This is a genomic window from Pseudomonas sp. LB3P31 (assembly GCF_054897945.1).
The window spans coordinates 5,491,970-5,512,379 of the sequence record NZ_CM142710.1; the positions used below are offsets into that span (position 1 = coordinate 5,491,970).

Annotated in this window: 19 protein-coding genes; 4 read left to right on the forward strand and 15 right to left on the reverse strand. The window is 59.8% G+C overall.

All coding sequences use genetic code 11. The annotated features are described in order from the left end of the window. The first annotated feature begins 328 nt into the window (after positions 1-328). Positions 329-2,002: a DEAD/DEAH box helicase gene (locus ACYZTK_RS24990; RefSeq protein WP_045060217.1), complete on the forward strand. Its 1,674-nt coding sequence runs from the start codon at positions 329-331 to the stop codon at positions 2,000-2,002. A gap of 193 nt (positions 2,003-2,195) precedes the next feature. On the opposite strand, the gene ACYZTK_RS24995 is transcribed toward ACYZTK_RS24990, so the two are convergent. From ACYZTK_RS24995 to minC, 7 genes are all read right to left on the reverse strand, one after another. Beyond that, entirely contained in the window at positions 2,196-4,370 is a 2,175-nt protein-coding gene (locus ACYZTK_RS24995) for a mechanosensitive ion channel domain-containing protein (protein ID WP_462012267.1), read from the reverse strand. Between the two features lie 77 nt (positions 4,371-4,447). Then, the gene (locus ACYZTK_RS25000; RefSeq protein ID WP_462012268.1) at positions 4,448-4,624 is read right to left on the reverse strand and encodes a hypothetical protein; all 177 of its coding nucleotides are present in this window, start codon (positions 4,622-4,624) and stop codon (positions 4,448-4,450) included. 33 nt (positions 4,625-4,657) lie between these two features. After that, positions 4,658-5,947: a M18 family aminopeptidase gene (locus tag ACYZTK_RS25005; RefSeq protein ID WP_462012269.1), complete on the reverse strand. Its 1,290-nt coding sequence runs from the start codon at positions 5,945-5,947 to the stop codon at positions 4,658-4,660. A gap of 245 nt (positions 5,948-6,192) precedes the next feature. After that, on the reverse strand, positions 6,193-6,828 hold the full coding sequence (locus tag ACYZTK_RS25010; protein ID WP_462012270.1) for an RluA family pseudouridine synthase: 636 nt from the start codon (positions 6,826-6,828) through the stop codon (positions 6,193-6,195). Positions 6,829-7,008: 180 nt separating this feature from the next. Continuing rightward, complete coding sequence (minE, locus tag ACYZTK_RS25015) at positions 7,009-7,263, reverse strand: cell division topological specificity factor MinE (RefSeq protein ID WP_007944431.1); 255 nt, start codon at positions 7,261-7,263, stop codon at positions 7,009-7,011. Continuing rightward, positions 7,263-8,075 carry a septum site-determining protein MinD gene (minD, locus tag ACYZTK_RS25020; protein ID WP_045060222.1) on the reverse strand — a complete coding sequence of 271 codons (813 nt, stop codon included), beginning with the start codon at positions 8,073-8,075 and terminating at the stop codon, positions 7,263-7,265. Before minD ends, minE begins: the two co-directional genes overlap by 1 nt. A 202-nt stretch (positions 8,076-8,277) precedes the next feature. Continuing rightward, positions 8,278-9,015 (reverse strand): septum site-determining protein MinC, encoded by a 738-nt coding sequence (gene minC, locus ACYZTK_RS25025; protein ID WP_045060241.1) that lies wholly within the window; start codon positions 9,013-9,015, stop codon positions 8,278-8,280. A gap of 118 nt (positions 9,016-9,133) precedes the next feature. On the opposite strand from minC, the gene ACYZTK_RS25030 reads away from it, so the two are divergent. Both ACYZTK_RS25030 and ACYZTK_RS25035 read left to right on the forward strand, forming a co-directional pair. Next, complete coding sequence (locus tag ACYZTK_RS25030; protein WP_462012271.1) at positions 9,134-10,066, forward strand: lipid A biosynthesis lauroyl acyltransferase; 933 nt, start codon at positions 9,134-9,136, stop codon at positions 10,064-10,066. A gap of 27 nt (positions 10,067-10,093) precedes the next feature. Continuing rightward, on the forward strand, positions 10,094-11,251 hold the full coding sequence (locus ACYZTK_RS25035; protein ID WP_462012272.1) for a patatin-like phospholipase family protein: 1,158 nt from the start codon (positions 10,094-10,096) through the stop codon (positions 11,249-11,251). A gap of 181 nt (positions 11,252-11,432) precedes the next feature. Here ACYZTK_RS25035 and ACYZTK_RS25040 read toward each other — a convergent pair whose 3' ends face one another. From ACYZTK_RS25040 to puuE, 8 genes are all read right to left on the reverse strand, one after another. Further along, positions 11,433-12,218 carry an outer membrane protein OmpK gene (locus tag ACYZTK_RS25040; RefSeq protein WP_462012273.1) on the reverse strand — a complete coding sequence of 262 codons (786 nt, stop codon included), beginning with the start codon at positions 12,216-12,218 and terminating at the stop codon, positions 11,433-11,435. 375 nt (positions 12,219-12,593) lie between these two features. After that, positions 12,594-13,379: an outer membrane protein OmpK gene (locus tag ACYZTK_RS25045; RefSeq protein ID WP_462012274.1), complete on the reverse strand. Its 786-nt coding sequence runs from the start codon at positions 13,377-13,379 to the stop codon at positions 12,594-12,596. Positions 13,380-13,541: 162 nt separating this feature from the next. After that, the gene (locus ACYZTK_RS25050; protein WP_462012275.1) at positions 13,542-14,894 is read right to left on the reverse strand and encodes a nucleobase:cation symporter-2 family protein; all 1,353 of its coding nucleotides are present in this window, start codon (positions 14,892-14,894) and stop codon (positions 13,542-13,544) included. A gap of 194 nt (positions 14,895-15,088) precedes the next feature. Continuing rightward, a complete protein-coding gene (locus ACYZTK_RS25055; protein WP_462012276.1) occupies positions 15,089-16,393 on the reverse strand; it encodes a urate hydroxylase PuuD in 1,305 nt (434 codons plus the stop codon). Between the two features lie 50 nt (positions 16,394-16,443). Then, positions 16,444-16,947 (reverse strand): ureidoglycolate lyase, encoded by a 504-nt coding sequence (locus tag ACYZTK_RS25060; protein ID WP_162437492.1) that lies wholly within the window; start codon positions 16,945-16,947, stop codon positions 16,444-16,446. A gap of 138 nt (positions 16,948-17,085) precedes the next feature. Further along, entirely contained in the window at positions 17,086-18,081 is a 996-nt protein-coding gene (gene alc / locus ACYZTK_RS25065) for an allantoicase (protein WP_462012277.1), read from the reverse strand. 89 nt (positions 18,082-18,170) lie between these two features. Further along, positions 18,171-18,686, reverse strand: coding sequence for a 2-oxo-4-hydroxy-4-carboxy-5-ureidoimidazoline decarboxylase (gene uraD / locus ACYZTK_RS25070; protein WP_462012278.1), 516 nt, complete (start codon positions 18,684-18,686; stop codon positions 18,171-18,173). Further along, positions 18,683-19,609 carry an allantoinase PuuE gene (gene puuE, locus ACYZTK_RS25075; protein ID WP_462012279.1) on the reverse strand — a complete coding sequence of 309 codons (927 nt, stop codon included), beginning with the start codon at positions 19,607-19,609 and terminating at the stop codon, positions 18,683-18,685. The genes uraD and puuE overlap by 4 nt, the downstream gene beginning before the upstream one ends. 419 nt (positions 19,610-20,028) lie before the next feature. Here puuE and uraH point away from each other — a divergent pair, with 419 nt between their 5' ends. After that, entirely contained in the window at positions 20,029-20,382 is a 354-nt protein-coding gene (gene uraH, locus ACYZTK_RS25080; RefSeq protein WP_008031462.1) for a hydroxyisourate hydrolase, read from the forward strand. Positions 20,383-20,410: the final 28 nt, after the last annotated feature.

The following is a 20,410-nucleotide window of genomic DNA, read 5'->3' on the forward strand; positions in this document are numbered from 1 at the left end:
TTTGAAAAATAGACCCTGTCTGGATTATCCGCAAAGGCTGTGACACAACGGTGTATACGTCAGTTTTCCGACAAATAATGCTCCCTTTTCGGCCGAATTCCGGTATAGTGCGCGCCGGCCTTTAACCGGGCCGCGTTTAGGTAGCGCAATTCCCCGAAGTCAGCTTCGGCTGCATGTCCGCACAGCGGACTCTCCCTTGACGAATCTTTTTCATTCATTCGTTTTCGCAAATCCCCGCCGACAAAGCTGCCAGGGCGACTCTAGAGTCTTACACGGCATGCGCAGCTTTGGAGCATGGGTCTTTGCGGATGCACTTAGAGGCAGACCCATGACCCAGGAAACCGGCGGATTCGCCGCTTTTAATCTTAATCCGAACATTCTTGCAGCCGTCATCGCGACTGGCTACGAAGAGCCTTCGGCTATTCAGCAGCAATCGATCCCGATCATCATGGCCGGCCAGGACATGATCGGTCAGGCGCAAACCGGTACGGGTAAAACCGCCGCGTTCGCACTGCCAATTCTCCATTGCATCGATCCTGCAAAGCGCGAACCGCAAGCCCTGATCCTGGCGCCAACCCGTGAGTTGGCGCTGCAAGTAGCAACCGCTTTCGAAACCTACGCCAAGCAAATGCCGGGCGTTACCGTTGTGGCCGTTTACGGCGGCGCGCCTATGGGCCCACAACTGAAAGCAATCCGTAATGGCGCACAGATCGTTGTCGCCACTCCGGGCCGTCTGTGCGACCACCTGCGTCGTGACGAAAAAGTCCTGTCGACCGTGAACCACCTGGTTCTCGACGAAGCGGACGAAATGCTCAAACTGGGTTTCATGGACGACCTCGAAGTTATCTTCAAGTCTCTGCCAGCTACCCGTCAGACCGTACTGTTCTCGGCTACCCTGCCACAGTCGATCCGTGCCATTGCTGAACGCCATCTGCGCGATCCGCAACACGTGAAGATCCAGACCAAGACTCAGACCGTTACCGCGATCGAACAGGCTCACCTGTTGGTTCACGCTGACCAGAAGACCTCGGCTGTATTGAGCCTGCTGGAAGTCGAAGACTTCGACGCCCTGATCATGTTCGTGCGCACCAAGCAAGCGACCCTGGACCTGGCCAGCGCCCTGGAAGCCAAAGGCTACAAAGCCGCTGCGCTGAACGGTGACATTGCCCAGAACCAACGTGAGCGCGTCATCGACTCCCTCAAGGATGGTCGTCTGGACATCGTTGTGGCGACCGACGTTGCCGCTCGTGGCCTGGACGTTCCGCGCATCACTCACGTGTTCAACGTTGACATGCCGTACGATCCAGAGTCCTACGTTCACCGTATCGGCCGTACTGGCCGTGCCGGTCGCGAAGGTCGTGCGCTGTTGCTGGTGACTCCGCGTGAGCGCCGCATGCTGCAAGTGATCGAGCGTGTAACTGGTCAGAAGGTTGCCGAAGTTCGCCTGCCGGACGCACAAGCTGTTCTCGATGCTCGCATCAAGAAGTTGACCAACAGCCTGTCGCCTCTGGTAGCTGATGCCGAATCGACCCACGGTGATCTGCTCGATCGCCTGACCGCAGACATCGGTTGCACTCCGCGTGCACTGGCTGCTGCTCTGCTGCGCAAGGCAACCAACGCTCAGGCGTTGACCCTGGCTGCAATCGAGAAAGAACGTCCACTGGTGCCGAACAACGCACCGCGTGGCGATCGTCCAGAGCGTACCGGTGATCGTCCGGACCGTGGTGATCGTGAGCGTCGTGCTCCGGTTCCATTGGCCGAAGGCCGTGCTCGCTGCCGTACCGCGCTGGGCGCGCGTGATGGTATCGCTGCCAAGAACCTGTTGGGCGCTATCCTGAATGAAGGCGGTCTGGCTCGTGAAGCCATCGGTCGCATCCAGGTGCGTGACAGCTTCAGCCTTGTTGAGCTGCCGGAAGATGGTCTGGAAAAACTCCTGACCAAGCTGAAGGACACTCGCGTTGCGGGCAAGCAGTTGAAGCTGCGTCGCTATCGCGAAGATTGATCCGCCCTTGGGTTGATTGATCGAACATAAAAAATCCCCGACTGGTTCGGGGATTTTTTTGTCCGTGAATACGTGCCCGCTGCCGCTGCTCGAACCCACTGTAGGAGCTGCCGCAGGCTGCGATCTTTTGATCTTTAATTGCACAAGATCAAGATCAAAAGATCGCAGCCTGCGGCAGCTCCTACGGTTGCGGTTAGTCAGGATTCGAGGTCGTTTGCACTATCGGGCCGCCACCCGCCGTGACCACCTGCACACTCATCCGCGGCGTCGCCAGATCCAGCCCGGCCTCATCCAGGTGCCGCTTCAGCGACAGGTTGAACGCCCGGGACACTTCCCACTGCTTGATCGGAGCCGTCTTGAACCGGGCGCGCAGGATCGCGTTGCCCGACTCGAAACTTTCGACGCCCTGGATCTCCAGCGGTGACCAGATATTGCGTCGCTGCAGCGGGTCGGTGCGAATTTTCTGGCCGACGTCGCGCATCAGTTTGATCGCTTCGTCGATGTCCATGCTGGACGGCACGGCCACCCGGAAAATCGCGTAGCCGAACTCCCGGGAGTAGTTCTTGATGCTCTTGATTTCACTGAACGGGATCGTGTGGACGATGCCGTCGATGTCGCGCAGGCGCACCGTGCGGATGGTCAGGCCCTCGACGGTGCCCAGGTGCCCGCCGACGTCCACGTAGTCATCGATGGCCAGGGAGTCCTCGATGATGATGAACAAGCCGGTGATCAGGTCGGCGACCAGCGATTGCGCACCAAAACCGATGGCCAGGCCGATGACGCCGGCACCCGCCAGCAGCGGCGTGACGTTCATGCCCATGTTCGCCAGGGCGACGATCAGCGCAACGATGAAGATCGCCACGAACAGCACGTTGCGAATCAGTGGCATCATCGTCTGCGCGCGGGCATTCGCCAGGCCTTTGCGCGAGCGGGTGAGGGCGTGATGCACGGCGGTGTCGCTGAGAATCCAGATCAGCCAGGCAAAAATCAGCGTCCCGGCGAGGCTGAACAGTTTGACGCTGACTTCGTGCCCTTCACCCTCGGTGAAGGCAATCAGCGACATGCCCCACACACGCAGGCCAAGATCGATGAATACCAGCCAGACCACCAGGTGGGCCAAGGTGTAGAAGAAGCTTTTCAGGCGATCCGAATACAGGGCATGGCGCTTCACCCCGCGTTGCGGCTTAAGCGAGTGGCGCCGCACCAGGCCATTGATGACCATGCACAACACCAGCAGCACGGTGCAGATCAGCGACTGGCGCAAGGCGGTGCTGGTATCACCAGCGGAGACGAAAGTGGCGAACAGCGAGATCGCCACCAGTACCAGCGCCGGCACGTACCAGAAGGTGCCGAGGATATCGATACTGTCGCTGAGCGCACGACGGGTCAGGCGGCGTGACAGTGGCTGATTGCGAATCAAATGCGCGATAGGCCGGCGGAACCGCAGGATGAACAGTCCAGTGGACAGTGCTGCCAGGACATTGGCAATCGTCGCGGCGGTGTGCGCCAGGTGGCTGCCCAGGCTTTCGACTAGGCGCGGGTCGCTCAGCGCTTCACCGAACGCGGCAAAGCTGCCGATCAGCCACAATGGCCGGAAGGCCTGGTGGCGCAGGATGTACAAGGCGCGGTGCCGGTGCGGGCCGTCGAGGACGGAAAAGGCGATGACGCAGATCGCCGAGAATAAGGTGCCGACCACCAGTGCATAGGCCAGGACCATGGCCAGGCTTTTGCCCAGGGACGAGGGCAGGGCGTAGGTCATGTAGACGGTCATGACCAGGGCGATCAGCCAGGGCCCAAGTTTGCGCAGGGCGAAACGCAACATGTCCAGCGCCTTGGGGTGCTGGGGCAGCTCTTCGGTCAGGCCGAAGCGCATGCGCACCCTGTGGCCGAGCCAGATCAGCACGGCGGCGAGCAGGCTCCAGACCATCAGGATCATGGCAAAGGCAAAGATGATCGGCAGCCATTCGTTGGCCGGCAGGATCAAGGCCTGCAGCTCTTCCTTGGCCAGGTCGTACTCTTCAGACCAGCGAGTGATCGGGCTGTCGGCACCGGAGAACTGCTTCTCGAAACTGGCCAGCGTGCCGCCAATCAGTCCGAGTACGCCCTGTTCCGCAGCGGGCTGGGCCTGCTTGGTGGCATCGCGAAGTTTTTTCAGGTCGGCCAGCAATTTGCTGCGCTGCTGATCGTTCTCCAGCGACTTGATCACTTCGTCCAGGGACTGCCCTAGAGGTTCTTGCGCCTCCGGCTGGGGTTTCGCCGAGCCATTGAGCAGGCCCGGCAAACCGACCGCCTGGGCAGGTGCCAGCGGCAGCAGCGTCATGAGGCAGACGAGGAGGAAATACGGCAGGACAAACAAACGAGCAAACACTAGGCGGTCAACCTTGCGGAGAACAGATTGACCGAGTGTACGAGCCCGCCAAAATCAATGCGAGCCGGGGCGGGTATTTATTCGTTGAGTTTGGCGAGGATCTTGAACACCACGGTGGCGAGGATCGTCAGCATGCCGATCCACATCGCGAACACACCGGCATTCTTGTCGCGGAAATTGAAGCCGATGGCCAGCAGGATCATGCCAGTGAGGATCGGGATCAGCATGGCGTGGAAGGATTGCATTGTGATCATGGCGAAGCCTTGTCAGAAAAGGGTTACGTGGTTTTATGGCAACTCGTGACTGGCGTAGAACGCGCCCAGCACTTTGACCAGGTGGGCCAGGTCATGGCTGCCGCACAGCTCGCGGATCGAGTGCATGGCGAACGTCGGCAGGCCGATGTCCACGGTGCGCACGCCCAGGTGGCTGGCGGTGATCGGGCCGATGGTCGAGCCGCAACCCATGTCGCTGCGCACCACGAAGCTTTGCACTGGAACTTCTTCAGCCATGCACAGATGGCGGAAGAACCCGGCGGTTTCGCTGTTGGTGGCGTAGCGCTGGTTGCTGTTGACCTTGATTACCGGGCCGGCGTTGAGTTTCGGGCCGTGGTTGGCATCGTGTTTGTCCGCGTAGTTGGGGTGCACGCCATGGGCGTTGTCGGCCGACACCAGCAGGGACTTCTGGATGGTGCGCACGAACTCGTCACCCTCCGGCAGCAAGCGGCGCAGGGTTTGCTCAAGCATCGGGCCATCGGCGCCGCAGGCCGAGCAGGAGCCGACTTCTTCGTGATCGTTGGCCACCAGCACGCAGGTTTCGTCGGTCTCGGTGGTGAGCAGCGCCTGCAGGCCGGCGTAGCACGACAGCAGGTTGTCCAGGCGCGCGCCGGCAATGAAATCGCCGTGCAGGCCGATGATCGCTGCGCTCTGGGTGTCGTAGAAGCTCAGCTCGTAGTCGAGCACCACATCGGCGTTCAAGCCATGTTCCAGGGCCAGCTGGTTGGTCAGCACCGCGCGGAAGTCCACGCGCTCGTCACCGGCAAACTGCGCGAGGATCGGCGGCAGTTCGGTCTGGGCATTGATCGCCCAGCCCATGTTGGCCTCACGATTAAGGTGAATGGCCAGGTTGGGAATGGTGGCAATCGGCTGCTTGAAATCGATCAGCTGACTTTCGACCTTGCCGTCGCGGCGGAACGTCACGCGGCCGGCCAGTGACAGATCGCGGTCGAACCAGGGCGCGAGCAAAGCGCCGCCGTAGACTTCGACGCCCAGCTGCCAGAAACCCTGACGCTGCAGCTCCGGCTGCGGCTTGACGCGCAGGCACGGGCTGTCGGTGTGGGCGCCCACCAGGCGAATGCCGCTATTGAGCGGCGAATGACGGCCCATCTTGATCGCGACGATCGAAGAGTCGTTACGGGTGACGTAGTAGCGACCGTTCGGCTCGGTGATCCAGGCATCGCGCTCGTCAAGGCGCTGATAGCCCGCCGCTTCCAGGCGCTGTACAAGGCTGGCAGTGGCATGAAAGGGGGTAGGGGAGGCCTTGAGAAAGTCGATCAGGCCTTGGTTCAACTCTTCGCGCATAAAAAGCTCCAGACAGCAGTGGCGCCAGTTTAACGTATTGGGCCGCGATTGTGCCTACGGGCCGGATACCTGTGGGAGCAGGATTGCTCGGAAAGGCGGACTGGTGGCTAGCGTTGATGTCGACTGACGGACCGCCATCGCGGGCAAGCCTTGCTCCCACAGTTTTCAGTTGTTCGGAGCTTGTGCGATCCGCACAGGCCTTTGGGAGCAAGGCTTGCCCGCGATTGGCGGTGTTGGGCAACTGCCTAAAACGGGGCGGTACACTCAAACCGCAACCGTTCACCGGTTTGCGGATGGGTGAAGCTCAGCATGCTTGCATGCAGGCACAGCCTCGGCCAGGCGGCCAGCGCCTGTTCGTGGGCATACAGCCCGTCACCCAGCAGCGGGTGGCCGATGGAGAGCATGTGCACGCGCAGCTGGTGGGAGCGCCCGGTGATCGGTGTCAGTTCGACCCGGCACCAGTCGCCACACCGTTCCAGCACCCGCCAGAAGGTCAGCGCATTTTTGCCGAATTCATGATCCACCACATGTCTGGGTTTGGTCGGTGGGTCGTAGCGCAGGGGCAGGTCGATGCTGCCACTGTCCAGTTCCGGTTGGCCCCAGCAGAGTGCGGTGTAGGCTTTTTCGGTTTCGCGGTCGTGAAACTGCCGGGACAACTCACGATGAGTGTCGGGGTCGCGGGCCAGCAGGATGATGCCGGACGTCTCCCAATCCAGACGGTGGACGATCCGCGCCTCGGGATAGCCATTTTCCTGCAGGCGGGTGATCAGGCAGTCCTTGTTGTCATCGGCCCGGCCAGGGACGGAGAGCAGCAAGGTCGGTTTGTTCACCACCAGGACGCCGGCGTCCTGGTGAATGATCTGGATATTGGACAACGGCATTAAAACAGCCTCGTAACAAACGCCAACGGCGACTCAGGCCCTCAGTGTCCAATGTAGGAGCTGCCGCAGGCTGCGATCTGTTGATCTGGCTTTAAAAAACAAGATCAAAAGATCGCAGCCTGCGGCAGCTCCTACAAAGGCTTCAAGGGCCTGAGCCGCCGTGGCTCCAGCCGGATCGACTCAGCGATCAGGCAGGGTGATATTGAGTTCCAGAATCGAGCAGCTGCCCTGGTTCTCCAGAGCGACATGCACGTCATCGGACCCGATATTGACGTACTTGCGGATCACCTCCACCAGTTCCTTCTGCAAGGCTGGCAGGTAGTCCGGTGTACTGCGTTGGCCGCGTTCATGCGCCACGATGATCTGTAGACGCTCTTTCGCTACCGAGGCTGTGCTTGGCTTCTTGTTGGCTCGAAAGAAGTCAAAAATGTTCATTACCTACCTCCAAACAGGCGCTCGAAGAATCCCTTCTTCGTGACATCGAGAAAACGATGCTCCACGGTTTTGCCCAGCAGACGATCGACTGCATCGCTGTATGCCTGACCGGCATCGCTCTGGTCGTCGAGAATCACGGGTACACCCGAGTTGGAGGCCTTGAGTACAGCCTGGGATTCCGGAATCACGCCCAGCAGCGTGACAGACAGGATTTCCTTGACGTCTTCGACGCCGAGCATTTCACCGTCGTTCACCCGTTGCGGGTTGTAGCGGGTCAGCAGCAGGTGTTCCTTGATCGGATCCTCGCCCTTCTCAGCGCGGCGCGATTTGCTGGCCAGCAGGCCCAGCATGCGGTCCGAGTCACGTACCGAGGAGACTTCCGGGTTGGTCACGATGATCGCTTCATCAGCGAAGTACATCGCCAGGTGAGCGCCTTTCTCGATGCCGGCCGGGGAGTCGCAGACCACGAATTCGAAGTCTTCCTTCAGCGCCATCAGGACTTTTTCCACGCCTTCGACGGTCAGCGCGTCTTTGTCGCGGGTCTGGCTGGCGGCCAGTACGTACAGGTTTTCCAGGCGTTTGTCTTTGATCAGGGCCTGCTGCAGGTTGGCCTCGCCGTTGACGACGTTGACGAAGTCATACACCACGCGGCGCTCGCAACCCATGATCAGGTCGAGGTTACGCAGGCCCACGTCGAAGTCGACGATCACTGTCTTGTGGCCGCGCAGTGCGAGGCCGGTACCGATAGCGGCACTGGTGGTGGTCTTACCCACACCACCCTTGCCGGATGTAACCACGAGAATCTTGGCCAAGGTGTTTCACCCCTAAGGAAAAAGGACATTTAGCCCCTGAAAAAACATCTCTGGAAAACTACTGCAGTCGGACAGCCTTGGCTGGAATCCGGCCCTGAACGGCGTTTACCTTCGGTAAACACTGTTTTTTGGCCATTTCCCCACTTCGTTCAAGCCGTTTTCGCTACGTTTTAGAGATGCTTGGAAAATGCGGCAGTATCCGTTAAAGACGAATGATGTTCAACACATCGCCCGACAGGCTGACCTGGACGCCCGAACCCCATAAAGGGTCGCGCCGCAGATCCTCCGAAACCTTGTAGTGGCCTGCAATCGAGACCAGTTCAGCGCTCATCTGCTGACAGAAAATCCTGGCCTTGGTGTCGCCTTTGACCCCGGCGAGCACGCGACCGCGCATCGGGCCGTATACATGGATGTTGCCATCGGCGAGAAGTTCCGCCCCCGGGCTGACAGAGGAAATCACCACCAGATCACAGCCCTGGGCGTAGATCTGCTGGCCACCGCGCACCGGTGAGGTGATGATTTTGGTCGGCTTGATCGTCGGCTCCGGTGGTTTTTCCGGTTTTTTCACCACCACGCCTTCATTCGGGTCCAGTGCCCGCTCACGGGCGCCGGACGGCGGCAGCACCGGCAGATCGACCGCGATGGCGGCGGCGATGTCTTCGATGCGGCTGGCGCGGATCGCCAGGGTGCGCAGGCCATGCTGGCGGCACACGCGCATCAGGCCCGGCAAATCGACGGCGCCTTCGCCCGGTGGAAGTTTGTCCAGGGCCAGCACCAGGGGCGCGTTGCTGAAGAAGTTAGGCGCCTGGGCGACCTTGGCGGCCAGTTGTCGATCGAGGTTCTCGAGGTCGTTACGGGCCAGCTCCAACACCGTAATGGCGAGCATGCTGCCCTTCAACTGGAACACGGGATCTTTGTCTAGCGGTTCGGTTTGGCTCATGGTCGGCATACAACGACTTGTCACTAAAAGTGCCGAGACTTATAACGAGAACGCCCGCGGGCCGCAAGCCGGGTCTAACGATGTAGAATGCGCGGCCATTGTCTTGACGGAACCTTTAATGGATCGCCCGCGTTTTCGAAGAGCATTTCTTTCCCCGCGTTTCTGGCCGCTGTGGTGTGGCCTGGGGCTGTTGTGGCTGATTGTCCAGCTGCCTTATCCGGCGTTGCTGTTCATCGGTCGGCTGTTGGGCGCGGCAATGTATCGCCTGGCCGGCGACAGACGGCGCATCGCCAAGCGCAATCTTGAACTGTGTTTCCCGGAAAAATCCGCCGCCGAGCGCAAACGCCTGCTCAAGGAAAATTTCGCTTCCACCGGCATCGCCTTTTTTGAAATGGCCATGAGCTGGTGGTGGTCCCGCGAGCGCCTGGCCCAGCTGGCGCATGTCGAAGGTCTGGAGCATCTGCAAAAAGCCCAGCGCGAAGGCAAGGGCGTGATCCTCATGGCGGTGCATTTCACTACGCTGGAGATTGGCGCGGCCTTACTGGGCCAGCAGCACACCATCGACGGCATGTACCGCGAACACAAGAACCCGCTGTTCGACTATATCCAGCGCCTGGGTCGCGAGCGCCACAACCTCGATTCCCTGGCGGTGGAGCGTGACGACGTACGCGGCATGCTCAAGCTGCTGCGTGCCGGGCGCGCGATCTGGTATGCGCCGGATCAGGACTACGGCGCCAAGCAGAGCATCTTTGTGCCGCTGTTTGGCATCCAGGCGGCCACCGTGACCGCCACCAGCAAGTTTGCGCGGCTGGGCAAGGCGCTGGTGGTACCGTTCACCCAGGAGCGGCTGGCGGACGGCAGCGGCTATCGTCTGGTGATCCACCCGCCGCTCGAAGGATTTCCGGGCGAGTCCGAGGAAGCCGATTGCCTTCGCATCAATCAATGGGTCGAAGGTGTGTTGCGCGACTGTCCGGAGCAATACCTGTGGGCGCATCGTCGCTTCAAGAGCCGGCCACCCGGCGAACCCAAGCTGTACGCCAAACGCGGTTGAAAATAATCGGCACCCTGGAGCGTTGCGATGAGTCCTGCTGAACCGGTTACAGGCTTGATTCTCTCCGGCGGCGGGGCCCGGGCGGCCTATCAGGTGGGGGTGCTGGCGGCGATCGCCGAGCTGCTGCCGGAGGGCGCGAGCAATCCATTCCCGGTGATCGTCGGTACGTCGGCGGGGGCGATCAATGCAGTTAGCCTGGCCAGTGGCGCGATGGATTTTCGTGGTGCCATCGAACGCCTTACCACTTTCTGGCAAGGCTTTCGCAGTCGCCTGGTGCTGCGCAGCGATTGGCCGGGCGTGATCCAACAGGCCAGCCGCTTTGTCGGGCACAGCCTGCTCGGGATTGGTGCCCAGGTGCCGGTGGCCTTGCTCAACAGCTCGCCGTTGCGCGGGCTGCTTGATGACAAACTGCAGTTGTCCGGGATCGCTGAAGCCATTGCGCAGAAACAGTTGCAGGCCGTCGCGGTCACCGCGTTCGGTTATGAATCCGGTCAGGCGGTGACGTTCTACCAGGGCGGCGGCACCATCGACTCATGGTTGCGTCATCGAAGGATCGGCGTGCCGACGCAGTTAACTGTCGAACACCTGCTCGCCAGCTCCGCCATTCCGCTGCTGTTCGCGCCAGTGAAAATCGGCGAAGAGTATTTCGGCGACGGCGCAGTCCGCCAATCGGCACCGATCAGCCCGGCCCTGCACCTGGGCGCCAGCCGCGTACTGGTAGTGGGCGTCAGCGGCAATCCGCGTGGCGTCGACCCCGAGCAACCGCTGCAACGCGCCTACACCGGCCAGCAGCCGACCTTGGCGCAGATCGGCGGGCACATGCTCAACAGCACGTTCATTGACAGCCTGGAAAGCGATATCGAATTGCTGCAGCGCTTGAACCAGTTCAGTCATCTGCTACCCGATGGGACACCGACCCGTGCCCTGGGGGTAGCTCCGGTGGATGTGCTGGTGATTTCCCCGAGCCAGCCGATCGACGAGATTGCCGCGCGCCATCGCCAGGAATTGCCGGCGGCGCTGCGCCTGTTCTTGCGCGGTCCGGGAGCGACCAAGACGAGTGGGGCGGGGGTGTTGAGTTATCTGCTGTTCGAGGCGGGGTATTGCAGCGAATTGATCGACCTGGGGCGGCGGGATGCGTTGGCCAAGCGGGGGGAGTTGTGTCGGTTTCTGGGGTTGAAAGATTGAGATCGGCGGCGCGTCCATCGCGGGCAAGCCTTGCTCCCACAGGTTTTGTGGTGTTCACATATTTCATGAACACCCCAGAACCTGCTCCCACAGGTTTGTGGTGTTCACACATTTCATGAACACCCCAGAACCTGTGGGAGCAAGGCTTGCCCGCGATGGCGGCCTCAAGTTTATCGCCTGATTAGAAGTGCACCTTCACCAGGAAGCTCGTCACGTTCTGATTGGTGGTAAACGCGTTGGTGTCATCAATCCCGTACTTATCTTTCCAGTAGTCGTACTCAACACCCACATACAACTGCTTGGCGCCGAAATTCAGCGCCTTGCCCAGGTCATATTTAACCTGCGGGTTGAAGTGCAGGTTGGCGTGGTAGTCGCCCTTGGAGTTCGAGTCGTTGTCCATCACCCAGTCCATGTAACCGTCGATCAGGATGCTCGAATCGCCGACAGGGATGGTGTAGGACCAAACCGGCGTGACCTGCCAGACGTTGTCACCGGCGCGCGAGCCTTCGGTGTGGCGCTGGTAGAAGTTCAGCTGGAAGTAGTCGAAGCCGGGGATCGCCAGGTCAAAGCCTGGGCCGACCAGGTAGGACTCGGTGTCACCTTCGCCAAACTCGTAGGTCATCGCCAGCAGCACGTCCTTGATCGGACCGAACTCGATCTTCTGGTCCAGCACCTTCCCTAAGGAAATGCGCGGCTGGAACTCGCCATAGTAGGTGTTCGGACCGTTGTTGAAATCCTTGTCACCGTTGTAGAAGATCTTGTCGATGAAGAAGAAGTTATCCCCATACTTCCAGCCATCGGCGTGTTCGAAGGTGACGGTCTGCTGGATCGCCGGGTTGACCTTGAATTCCTTGCCATACAGGTAGGACAGGCTGTTGTCCTGCCACTGCAACAAGTCGCCGGCCAGCGCTTGGCCCCCAACCAGCAAGGATCCGGCAAGCATCAGGCTAGTGCACGTACGTTTCATTCGGTTGCTCCCAAAAAGTAGGTGTTCCACGTTTTTTTTGTCTAGAACGGCGCTCTGGTGTGGCGCCTTATTCTGTCGCTGCAAAATTCATCCATTCGGTCAGCTTTAGTGCTGTTAGCAAGAGCTGAGCCAAGGCTTTCAAAAAGCACAAAAACTCCCGTTCGGCGGCTCAGGAGCAGTCGATTGAGAGGGTTTTTGGAATGCCTTGAAACTGGCCGGCGCCGGGATAAGTTGGCTTTTCGGTCAGGAATTAAATCCGGGCTTTTTTTTAGACCAGATTCGGGCGGCCGCGGAGAATACTGACTCCCGGGCCAAGGCTCAAGTGCCCCGCAACGGCGCACCGACGACAGGGCAGGCGCACAGTTGCGGGTCATCTTAGAAGTGCACCTTCACCAGCAGGCTGGCGGTGTTCTGGTTGGTGTCCAGGTTCGAGCTGTTTTCGACCCCATACTTGTTCTTCCAGTAGCTGTATTCAGTGCCGACATAGACCTGCTTCTCGCGCCAGCCCATGGCCTTGCCCAAGTCATATTTGAGCTGTGGATTGATGTGCAGGTTGGCGTGGTAGGTGCCGCGGGAGTTCTGGTCGTTATCCACCACCCAGTCCAGGTAGCCGTCGAACAACAGGTTGGAATTGCCCAGGGGGATGCTGTAGGACCAGGCGGGGGTGATTTGCCAGACGCCATCACCGGGGCGTGGGCCTTCGGTCTGGCGGCGATAGAAATTCAGGGTGAAATAGTTGAAGCCCGGTACCGCAAGGTCGAAGCCCGGACCAATCAGGTAGGCCTCGCTGTCGCCTTCGCCGTACTCGTAGGTCATGGCCAGCAGAACGTCTTTGATCGGGCCGTATTCCAGGCGCTGGTCAAAGATCTTGCCGAAGGAAAAACGCGGGCTGAATTCGCCGTAGAAGGCGTGGGGGCCCTTGTTGCGGTCTTCCTTGCCGTTATAGAAAATCTTGTCGACGAACAGGAAATTGTCGCCGTATTTCCATTTGTCGGCATGCTCGAACGTCACCGTCTGCTGGATCGACGGGTTGATCGCGAAATTCTTGCCGTACAGATAGCTGAGGCTGTTGGTTTGCCACAGCAGCAGATCGCCGGCCATGGCTTGGCTGGCGGCGAGAAGACCGCCGCTCAACAGCAGGTTTGTCTGAGTCCTAAACATCTGTTGCTCCCTCTTGTTTTTATTGTTCAAGGCGCAGGGTTACCAACCCTGTAGGAGTGAGCCTGCTCGCGATGGCGGTGCATCAGTCAATGAAGCGTTGAGCCTGATAACGTCATCGCGAGCAGGCTCACTCCCACAGGGGGGTGGGCGCGTATTCGCCTGTTAGTGCGCGTGGCAGTCGTTGATCGCGGCGCGTTCCTTGCCGCCCAGGATGTTGAACAGCAGGTTCAGCGACAGCGCACTCAAGGTCGCCATGGCGATGCCGCTGTGGGTGATCGGGCTCATCCACAAGGGCAGGTGGGCGAAAAACTCCGGGCGCACCACCGGGATCAAACCCATGCCGATGCTCACCGCCACCAGCAACTGGTTGCGTCGGTCACCAATGTCCGCTTCCTGAAGAATCTTGATCCCGGTCGCCGCGACCATGCCGAACATCGCAATGGCTGCACCGCCCAACACGGCCGGTGGAATCGACGCCACCAGGAAAGCCGCTTTTGGCAGCAGGCTCAGTAGGATCAGCAAGCCGCCGGCGACGATGGTTACCGAGCGGCAGCGCACGCCGGTCATCTGCACCAGGCCGATGTTCTGGGCGAACGAGGAGTGGGTGAACGTGTTGAAGAAACCGGCGAAGAACGAAGCACCGGCGTCGCACAGCAGGCCGCGCCGCAGCATCCGCGGGCAAACTTCCTGGCCGGTGATCTTGCCCAGGGCGAGGAACATCCCGGTGGACTCGACGAAGATGATCACCACCACCAGGCACATCGACAGGATTGGCGCGAGTTCAAATTTCGGCATGCCGAAGTGCAGTGGAGTGACGATCTGTACCCACGGCGCCTGCGCCATGCCACTGAGGTCGACCATGCCGATCAGCCCGCAGATCACGTAGCCCAGGCACATGCCGATCAGTACCGAAATGTTCACCCAGAAACCGCGCATGAAGCGATGCACCAGCAAGATGGTGCCCAGCACCAGGGCAGCGATGCCCAGGTAGATCGGTGAGCCGAATTGCGTGGCGCCAGCGCCGCCGCCAGCCCAGTTCACGGCAACGGGGAACAGCGACAAACCAATGGAGGTGATGACCGTGCCGGTCACCAGGGGCGGGAAGAAGCGTACAACCCTGGACATGAACGGGGCGATGATCATGCCGAAGAACCCGGCGGCAATGGTCGCGCCAAAGATGCCTTGCAGGCCGATGCCAGGCATGCCTGCCATGGCCACCATGCTACCGACTGCAGCGAAACTGGCGCCCATCATCACCGGCATGCGAATGCCCATCGGGCCGATGCCCAGGGATTGCACGATGGTGGCGATCCCGGCGACCAGCAGGTCGGCGTTGATCAGGAAGGCGATTTCTTCACGACTCAGGCCAGCGGCCTGTCCGATGATCAGCGGCACCGCAATGGCGCCACCGTACATCAGCAGAACGTGTTGCAGCCCGACCAGGATCAGTTGCAACAGGGGCAAGCGCTGAATAGCGGGTGCGTCGGGGATGCGCGCTTCGGATAGCTCGGACATGCAACACCTCGGATCTTTTTTATTCTTGTGATTTTGTGCATCTGGCAAACCTGTGGGAGCGGGCTTGCTCGCGAAAGGGCCATTACATTCAACATATCTGTTGACTGACCCGACGCATTCGCGGGCAAGCCTTGCTCCCACAGGGTTCCAGTGAATCCTGTGGGAGCAAGGCTTGCCCGCGATGCTTTTAGCGGTTAATTGGTGGATGCTCCCTGCACAATCCACGCGCCAATCAGGTCACGCTCCTGCTGGGTCATCTGGGTGATGTTGCCCAGTGGCATGATCTGGCTGGTGACCGCTTGCGCCTGAATACGCGGGGCGTTCTGGCGGATCTGGTCGGGGGTGTCGAACATCACGCCCGCCGGGGCTGCGCTGAACAACGGGCTGGTTGGCTTGGCGGAGTGGCAGACGGTGCAGCGTTCCTGAATCACGTTGTGCACCTTGTCAAAACCCGGGCCGGCATTCGATGCCTGGGCTGGTGCTGTTTCAGGAGCAGCCGCCGGTGCAACCTCGGCCGGCTTCTTGTCGCCGCCCAGGGCGGTTTCCGGCAGCGGCTGGTACTCGATGGCGTTAGCTGCCTTGGCGACTTCAGGCGCGCTGGACATCGGTTTCGGGCCAGTCACATAGGCCAGGCAAATCATGCCCACCGCCGCCACCGGCAGTGTCCAGGCAAACTTGTGGCTGTCGTGACGGGTGTTGAAGTAGTGACGCACCAACACCGCCAGCACCGCGATCCCGGCCAGGATCAGCCAGTTGTACTGGCTGCCGTAGGTGCTTGGAAAGTGGTTGCTGATCATGATGAACAGCACCGGCAAGGTGAAGTAGTTGTTGTGTCGCGAACGCAACAGGCCTTTGGCCGGCAGTGCCGGATCGGGCGTGCGGTTCTCCGCAATTGCCGCTACCAGTGCGCGTTGCGCCGGCATGATGATGCGGAACACGTTGCCGACCATGATGGTGCCGATGATCGCGCCGACGTGCAGGTAAGCACCACGACCGCTGAACACTTTGCTGAAGCCGTAGGCGGCGCCAATGATCAGCACGAACAGGATGAAACCCAGCAGGGCAGGGCGTTTGCCCAGGGCCGAGTCGCAGAGAAAGGAATAGACGAACCAGCCGACGAACAGCGAGGCAATGCCCAGTGCGACCCCTTCAGGGCCGGTCAGGCTGCTGCCGGGAGCCAGCAGGTAGAGCGTCGGGTTGGAGTAGAACACCACGCACAGCAGCGCGATCCCCGACAACCAGGTGAAGTAGGCTTCCCACTTGAACCAGTGCAGGTTGTCCGGCATGGTCGGTGGAGCCAGTTTGTATTTTTCCAGGTGGTAGATACCGCCGCCGTGGATCGCCCACAGATCGCCCGCCAGACCGCTTTTCGGATTGACCCGATTGAGGTTGTTTTCCAGCCAGACGAAATAGAACGACGCGCCGATCCAGGCCACGCCAGTGATCATGTGAACCCAGCGCACGCTCAGGTTCAGCCATTCATACAGATGTGCTTCCACAGTCTTTACCTCTCGCCTGTCACTCTGTTGTCGAGTGATCAGACCTTCTCTTATTGGTGGGGGGCAAGGATCAAACGCTCATCCTCTTTGAAAAAATGCTCATCGCAGTTATTGCCTGTGCCACTGCGATCAACCACCAGGAAGTCATCCCGCTTTTCGATCGTCAGCACCGGATGGTGCCAAACGCCGCGATGGTAATTAATGCCCTGCCTGCCGTTGGTGACGAAGGCGCGGACCAAGCCTGATACAGGTTCATCGCCAACTGGCGCGACCACGATCAGAAAAGGGTTGCCGAGCAGCGGAATGAAAGCCTGGCTGCCCAGCGGATGGCGCTCCAGCATGCAAACGGTCAGGGGCATGTCCTGCGCATCGGCGCGGAAGATGCTGATGATCGCATTGTCCTCTGGCTTGGCGGTTTCCACCGTCGCCAGTTTATGGAAGCGCATGGTTGAACCGTTGTTGATCATGAAGTGATCGCTGCCATCGGTTTCAATGACGTCACCGAAAGGGGCGAAGGCTTCTTTGGTCAGCGGTTCAATCGTCAGTGTGCGCATGCTGTTCTTCTTGTCTTCAAATTATGTTCGATTCACTGCATTCCCTGTAGGAGCTGGCGAAGCCTGCGATCTTTTGATTTTGCATTTAAGATCAAGATCAAAAGATCGCAGCCTGCGGCAGCTCCTACGGTCTCAGCATTACTTCGCTACCTTGCCCAAAACGCGCAGGCGGCTCACACCACCATCCGGGAATACGTTCAGGCGGATGTGGGTGATCGGGCCCAGCGCCTTGATCTGCTCGGCGAAGGTGTGTTCGGCGTGCATTTCCAGCTTCTGCGCCGGCAACAGGTCGCGCCAGAACAGCGACTGGGTTTCGATCTGGCTGTCAGTACCACCCTTCACGAACGCGCCCTGGATGGAGCAGGTGTCCGGGTAGTTGCCCTTGAAGTGCAGGGTGTCGACGATGATTTTCTCGATCTCGCCAGGGTGGCCCAGCGCGACGATCACCCAGTCATTGCCCGGCGTACGACGACGTGCAGTTTCCCAGCCGTCGCCCATGTTAATGCCACGGCCCGGGTTGAGGATGTTGCTCATGCGACCGAAGTGTTCGTCGGAGCAGGCGAGGGCGCGGCCGCCGTTGAGGGCTGCAGCCAGGTCAACCTGTTCGTTGTCGCCAATCGCCGACCAGTCGCGGAACGGAATGCCATACACGCGCAGACGGGCCACGCCGCCATCCGGGTAGATGTTGAAGCGCAGGTGGCTGAACGACTGGTCGTTGTTGATTTCATGGAAATGATGGCTGTTGCCCTGCAGCTCGACGGCCGACAGCACTTCAGTCCATTGGGTATTTTCGTCCGGCTCGCCCGAGGCCAGGAAACAGGCTTCCAGGGAGGCCGACGGCGGGAAGTTGCCGGTGAAGAATGAAGTGTCGATGTCCACACCCTTGATCGAACCCGGTACGCCCAGGCGGATCACAGCGCTGTCGTAGCCTTCGAAGCGCTTGCGGCGCGACTCCCAGCCGTCCATCCACTTGCCGTTGTCATCGAACACGCCCTCCTTCCATACGGCCGGGGTCGGCTGGAACAGACGGTTGGCGTCGGCGAACCAGTCATCGGTGACCGAGATGATTTTGGTGCCCAGGCGGGCGTCGGCCAGGTTGACGAACTTCTCGAAAGGTACGGCGTAAGCTTTCATTCTTCTTGTCTGCCTTTAATAAGTTGGCTTGGGATGCTTGCAAGGCTCTGGGTGCTATTTGCGTTTGAAAACACCAGAGCCAGGCGCGCTTATAGGGTCAGTAATCGGAACAGGGCGATCTTGTTGATTTCCGCCAGCGCGCATTTGAATTCGGTGTCGACCGAGTTGTTGATGCGCGTTTCGAACGCCGCGAGGATCTGATGCCGGTTGCTGCCTTTTACCGCCATGATGAAGGGAAACTTGAACTTGGCCTTATAGGCGTCATTCAGCTCGGTGAAGCGAGAAAACTCTTCGGCCGTGCATTGGTGAATACCGGCGCCAGCCTGTTCATTGGTGCTGGCTTCGGTCAACTGGCCCTGGACGGCAGCTTTGCCGGCCAGGTCCGGGTGAGCGTTGATCAGTGCCAGCTGGCTGGCGTGATCGGCGCTCAACAGGATGTCGCTCATGCGCTGGTGCAGGGTTTCGATCTGGTCGATCGAAGCGTCCTGGCCCAGGTCGAAGGCCTTTTCGGCCACCCATGGCGAGTGTTCGTAGATGTCGGCGAAGGCGTTGACGAAGGCGTCGCGGCTCAGGGTCGATGGCTTGAGGGTTTGAAAGGTGCTCATTTGGCGGCCCCCTGGTACGGGTGGGTTTCGTGCCAGTGGCGAGCGATGTCGACGCGACGGCTGAACCACACCAGTTCATGACTTTTAGCGTATTCGATAAAGCGCTTGAGCGAGGCCAGACGCGCCGGACGGCCGATCAGGCGGCAGTGCAGGCCGATCGACAGCATTTTCGGGGCCTCGGCACCTTCGGCGTACAGCACATCGAAGGCGTCCTTGAGGTATTCGAAGAAATCGTCGCCCTTGTTGAAACCCTGGACCTGGGTGAAGCGCATGTCATTGGTGTCCAGGGTGTACGGGATCACCAGGTGCGGCTTGCCGGTCGGGTTGTTCGGCTCCCAGTAGGGCAGGTCGTCGTCGTAGGTGTCGCAGTCGTAGAGGAAACCGCCTTCTTCCATCACCAGGCGCCGGGTATTCGGGCCGGTGCGGCCGGTGTACCAGCCCAGCGGGCGTTCACCGGTGATTTCGGTCAGCACGCGGATCGCTTCGAGCATGTGCTCGCGTTCCTCGGCTTCATCCATGTATTGGTAGTCGATCCAGCGATAGCCGTGGCTGCAGATCTCGTGGCCGGCATCGACCATGGCGCGGATCACGTCCGGGTGGCGCTGGGCAGCCATGGCCACGGCGAAGATGGTCAGTGGAATGTCGAATTCCTTGAACAGTTTCAGGATCCGCCACACGCCGGCACGGCTGCCGTACTCGTAGAGCGACTCCATGCTCATGTTGCGCGCGCCTTGCAGCGGCTGCGCCGAGACCATTTCCGAGAGGAAGGCTTCAGACTCTTTATCGCCATGCAGGATGTTGCGCTCGCCACCTTCCTCGTAATTGAGTACGAAGGACAAGGCGATACGGGCGTTGCCCGGCCAGTGTGGGTGTGGAGGGTTACTGCCGTAACCGACCAGGTCGCGTGGGTAGTCAGCGCTCACTGCAGTCTTCCTTCTTGTTCGTTGACAGTTTGTGTGGCGGCCTGGCTGTGCAATCTCAGGCTGGCGTCACAGCGATGGAGTGATTGTATACAACTTTAAGCGCACATTGTAAGTCTGAATTTTCGCATTTTTCACCCGCTGTCATCTGCACGTGGTAGTGCAAGAAACCTGCCTGATTGGTCAGCTAATGGATGGAAGGTCCTCTACACGTCTGCACAGGAGGGTGTTGCGACGTGAATCGCCGGTTGGCGGGAACGATACGAAAAATGTCGTTTTTATTGTGTACAATTTTTTTGAAAAGTGTCTTAATCAGTTCCTCGCCGCAGCGTTTCGTGCCCCGAACCGGTGCGGTCTCCTTTTCAACTGACTTCGGGAGGCGCGAGGCTTGACTGCTAAAAGCAGGCGGGCGCGCAGAATCAATGGGACGTTTGACTACTCACGTTTTGGACGCAGCACACGGTTGCCCGGGCAGCTCGATCAAGGTCGAGCTGTACCGCGTTGAAGGTTCGCAGCTGGAATTGGTCGCCAGCGCGATAACCAACAGCGACGGCCGTGTCGATGCACCGCTGCTGCAAGGCGATGACTACCGTACCGGGGTTTACCAGGTGCAGTTTCATGCAGGCGATTACTACCGCGCCCGTGGCGTGCAGCTGCCGGAGCCGGCATTCCTGGATGTGGTAGTGCTGCGGTTCGGCATCTCTGCAGAACAGGATCACTACCACGTGCCGCTGCTGATTTCGCCTTACAGCTATTCCACGTATCGCGGCAGCTGAGCCCCCAAGCAGCTGCCGTAACCTGGAA

Coding starts and splice junctions, on each gene's coding strand:
- ACYZTK_RS24990 (WP_045060217.1), top strand. CDS start 329: ATGACCCAGGAAACCGGCGGATTCGCCGCTTTTAATCTTAATCCGAAC.
- ACYZTK_RS25000 (WP_462012268.1), bottom strand. CDS start 4,624: ATGATCACAATGCAATCCTTCCACGCCATGCTGATCCCGATCCTCACT.
- ACYZTK_RS25005 (WP_462012269.1), bottom strand. CDS start 5,947: ATGCGCGAAGAGTTGAACCAAGGCCTGATCGACTTTCTCAAGGCCTCC.
- ACYZTK_RS25010 (WP_462012270.1), bottom strand. CDS start 6,828: ATGCCGTTGTCCAATATCCAGATCATTCACCAGGACGCCGGCGTCCTG.
- minE (WP_007944431.1), bottom strand. CDS start 7,263: ATGAACATTTTTGACTTCTTTCGAGCCAACAAGAAGCCAAGCACAGCC.
- minC (WP_045060241.1), bottom strand. CDS start 9,015: ATGAGCCAAACCGAACCGCTAGACAAAGATCCCGTGTTCCAGTTGAAG.
- ACYZTK_RS25030 (WP_462012271.1), top strand. CDS start 9,134: ATGGATCGCCCGCGTTTTCGAAGAGCATTTCTTTCCCCGCGTTTCTGG.
- ACYZTK_RS25035 (WP_462012272.1), top strand. CDS start 10,094: ATGAGTCCTGCTGAACCGGTTACAGGCTTGATTCTCTCCGGCGGCGGG.
- ACYZTK_RS25040 (WP_462012273.1), bottom strand. CDS start 12,218: ATGAAACGTACGTGCACTAGCCTGATGCTTGCCGGATCCTTGCTGGTT.
- ACYZTK_RS25045 (WP_462012274.1), bottom strand. CDS start 13,379: ATGTTTAGGACTCAGACAAACCTGCTGTTGAGCGGCGGTCTTCTCGCC.
- ACYZTK_RS25050 (WP_462012275.1), bottom strand. CDS start 14,894: ATGTCCGAGCTATCCGAAGCGCGCATCCCCGACGCACCCGCTATTCAG.
- ACYZTK_RS25060 (WP_162437492.1), bottom strand. CDS start 16,947: ATGCGCACACTGACGATTGAACCGCTGACCAAAGAAGCCTTCGCCCCT.
- alc (WP_462012277.1), bottom strand. CDS start 18,081: ATGAAAGCTTACGCCGTACCTTTCGAGAAGTTCGTCAACCTGGCCGAC.
- uraD (WP_462012278.1), bottom strand. CDS start 18,686: ATGAGCACCTTTCAAACCCTCAAGCCATCGACCCTGAGCCGCGACGCC.
- uraH (WP_008031462.1), top strand. CDS start 20,029: ATGGGACGTTTGACTACTCACGTTTTGGACGCAGCACACGGTTGCCCG.